This is a genomic window from Pseudomonas sp. NPDC087346, from assembly GCF_044744235.1.
GTDB lineage: Bacteria > Pseudomonadota > Gammaproteobacteria > Pseudomonadales > Pseudomonadaceae > Aquipseudomonas.
The window spans coordinates 22,444-31,199 of record NZ_JBIUXX010000064.1 but is presented as its reverse complement, the minus strand read 5'-3'; the positions used below and the strand labels follow the sequence as shown (position 1 = coordinate 31,199).

General features: G+C 59.7%; 7 protein-coding genes and 1 pseudogene. 7 read left to right on the top strand and 1 reads right to left on the bottom strand.

Features of this window, described 5'->3' with window-relative positions; genetic code table 11:
- Positions 1-24 precede the first annotated feature (24 nt).
- The 7 genes and pseudogenes from minD to ACIOZM_RS26600 form a co-directional block, all read left to right on the top strand.
- Positions 25-714, top strand: a pseudogene (gene minD, locus ACIOZM_RS26630) (septum site-determining protein MinD); the annotation flags it as partial.
- Complete coding sequence (gene minE / locus ACIOZM_RS26625) at positions 714-968, top strand: cell division topological specificity factor MinE (protein WP_003223146.1); 255 nt, start codon at positions 714-716, stop codon at positions 966-968. The pseudogene minD and the gene minE, both read left to right, overlap by 1 nt.
- Positions 969-1,058: 90 nt before the next feature.
- Positions 1,059-1,694 carry an RluA family pseudouridine synthase gene (locus tag ACIOZM_RS26620; RefSeq protein ID WP_003223144.1) on the top strand — a complete coding sequence of 212 codons (636 nt, stop codon included), beginning with the start codon at positions 1,059-1,061 and terminating at the stop codon, positions 1,692-1,694.
- 178 nt (positions 1,695-1,872) lie between these two features.
- Positions 1,873-3,162, top strand: coding sequence for a M18 family aminopeptidase (locus tag ACIOZM_RS26615; RefSeq protein WP_401219360.1), 1,290 nt, complete (start codon positions 1,873-1,875; stop codon positions 3,160-3,162).
- 220 nt (positions 3,163-3,382) lie between these two features.
- On the top strand, positions 3,383-3,532 hold the full coding sequence (locus ACIOZM_RS26610) for a hypothetical protein (RefSeq protein WP_401219365.1): 150 nt from the start codon (positions 3,383-3,385) through the stop codon (positions 3,530-3,532).
- Between the two features lie 75 nt (positions 3,533-3,607).
- Positions 3,608-5,761 (top strand): mechanosensitive ion channel family protein, encoded by a 2,154-nt coding sequence (locus ACIOZM_RS26605; RefSeq protein ID WP_401219357.1) that lies wholly within the window; start codon positions 3,608-3,610, stop codon positions 5,759-5,761.
- A gap of 64 nt (positions 5,762-5,825) precedes the next feature.
- Positions 5,826-7,160 (top strand): amidohydrolase, encoded by a 1,335-nt coding sequence (locus ACIOZM_RS26600; protein WP_401219355.1) that lies wholly within the window; start codon positions 5,826-5,828, stop codon positions 7,158-7,160.
- A 733-nt stretch (positions 7,161-7,893) separates the two neighbouring features.
- Here the strand turns inward: ACIOZM_RS26600 and ACIOZM_RS26595 are convergent.
- Positions 7,894-8,607, bottom strand: coding sequence for a UTRA domain-containing protein (locus tag ACIOZM_RS26595; RefSeq protein WP_201227334.1), 714 nt, complete (start codon positions 8,605-8,607; stop codon positions 7,894-7,896).
- Between the last annotated feature and the right edge of the window lie 149 nt (positions 8,608-8,756).

Sequence of the window (8,756 nt, the reverse complement as noted above, 5' to 3'; positions counted from 1 at the left end):
CGTTGACGAAGTCATACACCACGCGGCGCTCGTAACCTTGACCTGATCATGGGTTGCGAGCGCCGCGTGGTGTATGACTTCGTCAACGTGGTCAACGGCGAAGCCAACCTGCAACAGGCTCTGATCAAAGACAAGCGTCTGGAAAACCTCTACGTACTGGCCGCCAGTCAGACCCGCGACAAAGACGCGCTGACTGTCGAAGGCGTGGAAAAGGTTCTGATGCAGCTTAAAGAAGACTTCGATTTCGTGGTCTGCGACTCCCCGGCGGGCATCGAGAAAGGCGCTCACCTGGCCATGTACTTCGCTGATGAAGCGATCATCGTGACCAACCCGGAAGTGTCCTCGGTACGTGACTCCGACCGCATGCTCGGCCTACTGGCCAGCAAGTCGCGTCGTGCCGAGAAAGGCGAAGACCCGATCAAGGAACACTTGCTGCTGACCCGTTACAACCCGCAGCGCGTCAGCGATGGCGAGATGCTCGGCGTTGAAGACGTGAAGGAAATTCTGGCAGTGACCCTGCTGGGCGTTATTCCTGAGTCTCAGGCAGTTCTCAAGGCTTCCAACTCCGGCGTCCCGGTAATTCTCGACGACCAGAGCGACGCAGGCCAGGCATACAGCGACGCCGTCGATCGTCTGCTGGGTAAAGAAAAAGAACATCGTTTCCTCGATGTTACGAAGAAGGGATTCTTCGAGCGCCTGTTTGGAGGTAGGTAATGAACCTTTTTGACTTCTTTCGTGCCAACAAAAAGCCAAGTACCGCCTCGGTAGCGAAAGAGCGTCTACAGATCATCGTGGCGCATGAGCGCGGCCAGCGCAGCACGCCGGATTACTTGCCAGCCTTGCAGAAGGAACTGGTGGATGTGATCCGCAAGTACGTCAACATCGGTAACGATGACGTGCACGTAGCGCTGGAAAGCCAGGGCAGTTGCTCGATTCTGGAACTCAATATCACCCTGCCAGACCGCTAGTCGGTCCGGCAGTCGCCACGGCGGCTCAGGGCTCTTTCGATATCGGAAGAGTCCTGAGCCGCCGTTGGCATTTGTTACGAGGCTGTTTTAATGCCGCTGTCCAACATCCGCATCATCCATCAGGACGCCGCCGTACTGGTGGTCGACAAACCGACCCTGTTGCTCTCGGTGCCTGGCCGCGCCGATGACAACAAGGACTGCCTGATTACCCGCTTGCAGGAAAACGGCTACCCGGAAGCACGAATCGTCCATCGTCTGGATTGGGAAACTTCGGGCATCATTTTGCTCGCGCGTGACCCCGACACCCATCGCGAACTGTCGCGCCAGTTTCACGACCGTGAAACCGAAAAGGCCTACACCGCTCTCGCCTGGGGTCAGCCGGAACTGGACAGCGGCAGCATCGACCTGCCGCTGCGCTACGACCCGCCGACCAAACCGCGTCATGTGGTTGACCACGAATTCGGTAAACACGCGCTGACCTTCTGGCGTGTACTGGAGCGTTGCGGCGACTGGTGTCGTGTCGAGCTGACTCCGATCACCGGCCGCTCGCACCAATTGCGCGTACACATGCTGTCGATCGGTCACCCACTGCTCGGCGACGGGCTCTACGCCCACGAGCAAGCGCTGGCTGCATGGCCGCGTCTGTGCCTGCACGCCAGCATGCTCAGCTTCACCCATCCACAGACCGGCGAACGCCTGCGCTTCGAGTGCCCGGCTCCGTTCTGACTGACACCGCGCCTCCCATGTAGGAGTGAGCTTGCTCGCGAAAGCGGTATTGCATTCAACTTTAATGCTGACTGATCAGCCGCTTTCGCGAGCAGGCTCACTCCTACAGGGATCCGGTGCGGATTCAATTCCCTGGCCGATGCGTTAAACTCCCGGCCATTGCTGTCTGGAGCTTCTTATGCGCGAAGAGTTGAACCAAGGCCTGATCGACTTCCTCAAGGCCTCCCCTACCCCGTTCCACGCCACCGCCAGCCTTGTTCAACGTCTGGAGGCCGCCGGTTTTGTGCGCCTCGACGAGCGCGAGACGTGGAACATCGAGGCTAACGGCCGCTACTACGTCACCCGTAACGATTCCTCGATTGTCGCGATCAAAATGGGCCGCAACTCGCCACTGTACGACGGCATCCGTCTGGTCGGCGCGCACACCGACAGCCCATGCCTGCGAGTCAAACCGCAACCGGAACTGCAACGTCAGGGCTTCTGGCAACTGGGCGTCGAAGTCTACGGCGGCGCATTGCTCGCACCGTGGTTCGACCGCGACCTGTCGCTGGCCGGCCGTGTGACCTTCCGCCGTGACGGCAAGGTCGAGAGCCAGTTGATCGACTTCAAGGCGCCGATCGCCATCATTCCGAACCTGGCCATTCACCTCAACCGTGAAGCCAATCAAGGCTGGGCGATCAATGCCCAGACCGAGTTGCCACCGATCCTCGCGCAATTTGCCGGTGACGAGCGCGTGGATTTCCGCGCCGTGCTCACCGATCAGCTGGCTCGCGAACATGGTCTGAACGCCGACGTGGTGCTCGATTACGAGCTGAGTTTCTACGACACGCAAAGTGCTGCGGTAATTGGCCTGAATGGCGACTTCATTGCCGGTGCGCGCCTCGACAACCTGCTGTCGTGCTACGCCGGCCTGCAAGCCTTGCTGACCACCGACACCGAAGAAACCTGCGTGCTGGTGTGCAACGATCACGAAGAAGTCGGCTCTTGCTCGGCGTGCGGTGCCGATGGCCCGATGCTCGAACAGACTCTGCGTCGCGTGTTGCCTGAAGGTGACGAGTTCGTCCGGGCCATTCAGAAGTCCCTGCTGATTTCGGCCGACAACGCCCACGGCGTGCACCCGAACTACGCCGAAAAGCACGACGCCAACCACGGCCCGAAACTCAATGCCGGCCCGGTGATCAAGGTCAACAGCAACCAGCGTTACGCCACCAACAGCGAAACAGCCGGTTTCTTCCGTCATCTGTGCATGGCCGAAGAAGTCCCGGTACAAAGCTTCGTGGTGCGCAGCGACATGGGCTGCGGCTCGACCATCGGCCCGATCACCGCCAGCCACCTGGGCGTGCGCACTGTCGATATCGGCCTGCCGACATTCGCCATGCACTCGATCCGCGAACTGTGCGGCAGCCACGACCTGGCCCATCTGGTCAAAGTGCTGAGCGCGTTCTACGCTTGCCGCGAATTGCCGTAATCTCTGAAAAAATCGCCAGCAGGCTGGCTCCCACATTGAATTGCATTTCAAATGTGGGAGCCAGCCTGCTGGCGAAAAGGGCAGTTCAAGCTACACAAATTTATCGTCGCGGTGACTCAACTCTGATACACATCACCACCGGTCGAGCAAAACCGACCTAGACTTAAATCATCCCTTTGACAAGGCTGTCGCCATGATCTCGATGTCTTCGTTTCACTCCATGCTCATTCCAATCCTGACCGGGATGATCCTGTTGGCCATCGGCTTCAACTTCCGCGACAAGAACGCTGGCGTGTTCGCCATGTGGATCGGCATGCTGATGATTCTGGCTACCGTGGTGTACAAGATCCTCGCCAAACTCAACGAATAACACCCAAGCGGCTCGCATTGATTTTGGCGGGCTCGTACACTCGTTCGATCCGCCCCTTGCGAGGTTGACCGCCTAGTGTTCGCTCGTCTTTTAGCTTTGCCCTGTGTGTTGCTTGTTTGCCTGATGACATTGTTGCCAATGACGTCAGCCCAGGCCGTCGGTTTACCGAGCCTGCTCAACTCGCAAAAAAACCAGCCCCAGGCGCAAGAGCCGCTCGGCCAGTCCCTCGACGAAGTCATCAAGTCGCTGGAAAACGATCAGCAACGCACCCAGTTGCTCAACGATCTGAAAAAACTGCGCGACGCCACCCAGAAAGCCCAGGCTTCCCCGGAAGAAGGCGTACTCGGGCTGATCGGCGGCACGCTGGCCAGTTTCGAGAAACAGTTCACCGGCAATGACAGCCCACTCAATCGCTGGTCCAACGAATTCAATCTGGCCAAAGACGAACTGTCGGCGCTGATGCTGCCGGCCAGCGAATGGCTGCCGATCATCTTCGCTTTCGCGGTGATCCTGATGGTCTGGAGCCTGCTCGCCGCCGCGTTGATCTGGCTCGGGCACCGGGTGCGCATGCGTTTCGGCCTGACCGAAGAACTGCCGCAACACCCCAAGGCCCTCGACATGCTGCGCTTCGCTTTGCGCAAACTTGGGCCATGGCTGATCGCGCTGGTGATGACCGTTTACATGAGCTACGCACTGCCGTCGTCACTGGGCAAAAGCCTGGCAATGGTGCTGGCGTATGCGCTGGTGGTCGGCACCTGTTTCTCGGCAATCTGCGTGATTGCCTTCTCCTTGCTCGACGGCCCGCACCGCCATCGCGCGCTGTACATCCTGCGTCATCAGGCCTTTCGGCCGTTGTGGCTGATCGGCAGTTTCGCCGCGTTTGGCGAAGCGTTGAACGATCCACGTCTGGTCGAGAGCCTCGGCGTGCATCTGGCACACACCGCCGCGACGATCACCAATGTGCTCGCGGCAATGTTCACCGGGCTGTTCATCCTGCGCTTCCGCCGCCCGATTGCGCACCTGATCCGCAATCAGCCACTGTCCCGGCGCCTGACCCGCCGTGCGCTCAGCGACACCATCGATATCCTCGGCACCTTCTGGTACATCCCGGCGCTGGTGTTGGTCGGCATCTCGTTGTTCGCCACGTTCGTGTCTGCCGGCGATACCAGCACCGCATTGCGCCAGTCGCTGATCTGCACCGTGCTGCTGGTGATGTGCATGGTGATCAACGGCCTCGTCCGCCGCCATTCGCTGAAACCGCAACGCGGACCGAAACGCCATGCGCTGTACTCGGAACGCCTGAAAAGCTTCTTCTATACGCTTGCCCATCTGCTGGTGTGGCTGACGTTCATCGAACTGGGCCTGCGCGTCTGGGGCAAATCGCTGATCGGTTTCGCCGAGGGTGAAGGACACGACGTCAGCGTCAAACTGTTCAGCCTGATCGGCACGCTGATTTTTTCCTGGCTGATCTGGATACTCGCCGACACCGCCGTGCACCACGCCCTCACCCGCTCACGCAAAGGCCTGGCCAATGCCCGTGCGCAGACGATGATGCCGCTGATCCGCAACGTGCTGTTCATCGCGATTTTCATCATCGCGCTGATCGTCGCGCTGGCGAACATGGGCATGAACGTTACGCCACTGCTGGCCGGTGCCGGTGTGATCGGTCTGGCCATCGGTTTCGGTGCACAGTCGCTGGTCGCGGATTTGATCACCGGTCTGTTCATCATCATTGAAGACTCACTGGCCATCGACGACTACGTCGATGTCGGCGGCCACCTCGGCACTGTCGAAGGCCTGACCATCCGCACCGTACGCCTGCGTGATATCGACGGCATCGTCCACACGATCCCGTTCAGCGAAATCAAAAGCATCAAAAACTACTCACGGGAATTCGGCTACGCGATCTTCCGCGTGGCGGTGCCGTACAACATGGAAATCGATGACGCGATCAAACTGATGCGCGACGTCGGCCAGAAAATGCGCACCGATCCGTTGCAACGCCGCAATATCTGGTCGCCGCTGGAGATTCAGGGTGTCGAGAGTTTCGAATCCGGCAGCGCGATTCTGCGCGCACGCTTCAAGACCGCGCCGATCAAACAGTGGGAAGTTTCCCGGGCGTTCAACCTGTCGCTCAAGCGCCACCTCGACGAAGCCGGGCTCGATCTGGCGACGCCACGCATGAGTGTGCAAGTGATCACGGCAGGCGGTGGTCAGCCGAAGGAATAGCACTCAGGCGCGATACACGGGTCACAGGCAGGGAAGCCCGACAACAATAATCAAGGAGAAACCAATGCAACTGACGCGCATCGCCCAAGCCCTTTTGCTCACCCTGTGCGCCGGCCAGGCCGGCGCCGCGACGATGGAAAGCACCCGCAGCCAAATCGCCGAACAGGCCAAGGCACTCGAACCGGAACTGCTGGAAACCCGCCGCGACATCCACGCCCACCCCGAACTGGGCAACACTGAAAAACGCACCGCCGAACTGGTCGCCAAACAACTCACCGCGATGGGCCTGGAAGTCAAAACCGGCGTCGCCCGCACCGGCGTGGTTGCCATCCTCAAAGGCGCGCTGCCCGGCCCGACCGTGGCCCTGCGTGCGGACATGGACGCTTTGCCAGTCAAGGAAGTCTCCGGCCTGCCCTTCGCCTCAAAAGCCAAAGGCACCTATCTCGACAAAGAAGTCGACGTGATGCACGCGTGCGGCCACGACGCCCACACCGCGATCCTGCTGAGCACGGCGAAAATTCTCACCGGCATGCGCGATACCCTGCCCGGCACCGTGGTGTTCTATTTCCAGCCCGCCGAAGAAGGCCCGAGCGACTTCATCCCCGATGGCAAAAATACCTGGGGCGCAAAAATGATGGTGCAGGAAGGTGTGATGAAATCACCGAAACCCGACGCCGTGTTCGGCCTGCACGTCTGGGCCGGCGTCCCCGCCGGACAAATCACCTACCGCCCGGGCCCGACCCTCGCCAGCTCGGACGACCTGCGGATCAAAATCCTCGGCAAACAAACTCACGCCGGCCGCCCATGGGACGGCATCGACCCGATCACCGTCGGTGCCCAAACCATCGTCGGCCTGCAAACCGTGGTCAGCCGCCGCACCGACATCTCCTCGTTTCCGTCAGTGGTCAGCATCGGCACCATCAACGGCGGCACCCGCTACAACATCATTCCCGAGTCGGTGGACATGAGCGGCACCATCCGCTCCTACGACTACGGCATCCGCCAGAAACTCCACGCCGACGTGCGCCAGACCATCGAGAAAATCGCCGAAAGCGGCGGCGCGAAAGCTGATGTAACCATCATCGAAAAATACGACCCGACCATCAACAACCCGGCACTGACGGAAAAAATGCTGCCGACATTGAAGTGGGCGGCCAAGGACGACGTGGTGCAAGGGCCGTTGGTGGGTGGCGCGGAGGATTTCTCGTTCTATGCCAAGGAAGCGCCGGGGTTGTTCGTGTTTCTCGGCGTGACACCACGGGATCAGGACATGAGCAAGGCTGCGCCGAATCATAATCCGGGGTTCTTTGTGGATGAGTCAGCGCTGGTGGTGGGCGTGAGGACATTGGCCTCGTTGGCGACGGATTATTTGTATGCCAATGCGGGGGCGGGCCAATAGGGATGAGGTGACTGTGGGGGCGCTTTCGCGAGCAGGCTCGCTCCCACATTTGGAACGTGTGCAGCCTGTCAGAAACAGTTCGGCTGTCAGGGCGCCATCGCGAGCAGGCTCGCTCCCACATTTGGAACGTGTGCAGCCTGTCAGAAACAGTTCGGCTGTCAGGGCGCCATCGCGAGCAGGCTCGCTCCCACATTTGGAACGTGTGCAGCCTGTCAGAAACAGGTCGGCTGTCAGACTGCCATCGCGAGCAGGCTCGCTCCCACATTTGGAACGTGTGCAGCCTGTCAGAAACAGTTCGGCTGTCAGGGCGCCATCGCGAGCAGGCTCACTCCTACAAGGGATTGAGTACATCCGCAAGAAACAGGTCGGCTGTCAGGCCGCCTTCGCTGGCAAGCCAGCTCCCACAAGGATTGAGTCCAACCGGTAAACCTATATCGCCTCTGCTTCTCACCACTCAACACAATGAGCGCAAGCTCGAGTACCGCTCTTGATTTTGCCGTACTGGCCCCGGCAGGCTGAGTGGAGGGATTGATCCGGGGGGGGGAGCGTAGCGAAGGAACCCCGAGCCCCAGCGAGCGGGCCGAACGCCGGGGCCCAGCCTTTTGCTTACTTTTCGGCGCCTGGAAAAGTGAGTCGCTGTAAGAGCGAAACCGCCAGCGGCGACACCCGCAGAAACGGATATTCACACAGAACCCAATAGCCTGGTCGGCCCACAGGCCGCCAAGGTCAAAGCTCAAACAACATCGACCCCGACATGAATCGCATCATGCCGCCAAAATTCCAGATCACAGTCAATCAACCGCTCATGCTGATCATAATTGACCCGGGCAATCCGCAACCCCGGGCTCCCCACCGAAACCCGTAAAGCCGCCGCCGCATCCACCGAAAGCGAAGTCGGCACAATCTCGAAGCGCACCCGCCCGTAGTGCAAATCGTAATGCCGCGCATACAACTCAGTAATCGACTGATTCAAATCAAACTCAAGAATCCCCGGAAAAAACTGCGGATTCAGATAATGCTCCACGTACAACACCAGCCGCCCATCAATGCGCCGCGACCGACAAATCTGAATCACGCTCGACAACGCCGGCAACTGCAACCACGCACACACCGCCGCCGACGCCGGTTGCAGCCGCGCCGAAATAACCTCGGTCGAAGGCTCCCGCCCTTGCGCACTGACCATCGCGTGAAAGTGACTGCGCTGCATCAGGTTGTACGCCAGACGCGGCGGCGAAACGAACCAGCCACGCCGCTCCTCACGATAAATCTGCCCCTGAGCCTCCAGTTGCAACAACGCCTCGCGCACAGTAATCCGCGTCGTGCCAAACAACTCACTGAGCTTGCGCTCGGCCGGCAACTTACTGCCCGCAGCCAACAACCCGTGATCGAGCTGTTCCTGCAACACCTGGCCAATGGCTGTCACCGCTTTTGTTGCCTCATCGCGCATCAACGTTACCTATCTGGACTAGACCAGCACTGTTTCGGGGCAAAACCGAACGACCCGCAAGTCGTTTCGATGTGTTGCAAGCCTAGGCAGTGCAGATGACCGAGAGATGACAATCCTGCTGAACGGTCGCGCTAACGGCTTGCAATACA